Genomic DNA, 1,530 nt, shown 5'->3' on the forward strand with positions numbered 1-1,530 from the left:
CCTCGCCGTCCTCGCCGTCGCGGGCGGCGCACCCGTGGCCGCCGGGACCGGGCGGCGGAAGATGCTGCGGGGTACGGGGGTGCTCGGCGGCGGCCCACGGCTGCGGTCCCGTTGCCGGCTGCGGTGCCGCCGCCGGTCCGGGGCGGTGGGCGCCCGCGGCGGTGGCGGCACCGGCACGGCGGAGAGCGTCGCGTGTGTCACGGGCGTCGCGCCTGTCACGCGCGCCCGGCGTCCGGCCTGCCGGGAGGGGGCGCACGGTGCGGTCCGTACGCGGGGAGCGGTCGGTGTGGGCGGTGGACGGAGGGCTTCCGGCCGGGCCTTCGGCCGTGGCTGCCGGTCCGGCCGGTGAGCGGACGGGGAGCCCGGTTCCGGCGGCCACGGGTGCGCCGCCCGCGACGGCGAGGACGGCGAGGAGGAGCGCGGCGAGGAACTGCCGTGCCGCCGCCGTGTGTCCGCGGTGGGCCGGGGCGTCCTGTCTGCTCCCGGGAGGCGCGTTGCCCGGGGGCGGCCCCGGGAGTGGGGTCACCCGGATCGGCCGGGCAGGGCGGGTGCGGCCGAGGCGTGGCGGAGCACGGAGCTGAGGATCAGCCCGGCACCGCGTACGACCGTGGTCGCCGGGTCGTCCGTGAGGCGGACGGGGACGCCGAGGCGGAGCGCTATCCGGTTGGTGACGTCCGGGCGCAGCGCACCGCCTCCGGCGAGCAACGGGCCCCTGCGCAGGGCTCCGATCAGCGCGCCGTGCCGGTCCTGCTGCCACATCCCCATGACCATGTCGACGACGGCCCGGACGACGGAGATGGGTGCCTCGCCCGGTTCCAGGTCGCTGGTCCCGGTCTCGGCCAGACGCGCGTCACGGACCCGACCGTCGACGAGGAGGGTCACCTCGCTCAGGTCGGCGCCGATGTCGACGACGAGGAGCGGGCCGCCGTCCTGCGGTCCGGCGCAGGCCGCTGCGGCCCTCGCGCTGTCCAGGACGATGACGCGCGACGGGCCGAGCGCGGTGAGGAGGTCCCGGGCGGCGGCGCGGTGCCCGGATCCGGCGAGAACGGGGTGGCTGAGGACGATCACCGTGTCGCTGCGGTCGGCGCCCAGCGCCGTGTCGGCGATCCGGCCGAGCATCCGGCCGCAGGACTCCGCGTCGATGATGCGTCCGCGCCGGACCGGGCGGCCGCCGTGCCCGTATTCACCGGCAGGATCGGCTCCGGTGTCCGCGACGACGCCCTGCCCGGGGATCCAGGCGCGCGTGCGGGAACTGCCGAGGTCGAGCGCGAGACCGCGGGTGAGACCCCGGTGCTGCGGGTGCTGCCCGTGGTGCCGGTGAACGGAGCGAGCCTGTCGCTGTCCGTCGCGCAAAGAACGCATCGCCCCTCACCCCCGGCCCGCTCAGGCGGCCGTTCACACACACCCATTGACCCGCACATAGCGAGGCATGGCCGAACCCTCACTATGCAATAGGGAGGCAAAGAAAGCCACTCCCGCACCGAATCGAAGGACGAGGAGCGTGCCGGGTGGTGGCAGGGGCATGCGGTG

The 1,530-nt window shown here is 76.4% G+C and carries 1 protein-coding gene and 1 pseudogene; both read right to left on the bottom strand.

Annotated elements, in window-relative coordinates:
- A pseudogene (locus EAO72_RS42620) lies at positions 1–526 on the bottom strand (hypothetical protein); the annotation flags it as partial.
- Entirely contained in the window at positions 523–1,362 is an 840-nt protein-coding gene (locus EAO72_RS40680) for a rod shape-determining protein (RefSeq protein ID WP_148022423.1), read from the bottom strand. The gene EAO72_RS40680 and the pseudogene EAO72_RS42620, both read right to left, overlap by 4 nt.
- Positions 1,363–1,530 lie beyond the last annotated feature (168 nt).

The organism is Streptomyces sp. OR43, from assembly GCF_008042275.1.
In the GTDB taxonomy this organism is placed as follows: Bacteria; Actinomycetota; Actinomycetes; order Streptomycetales; family Streptomycetaceae; genus Streptomyces.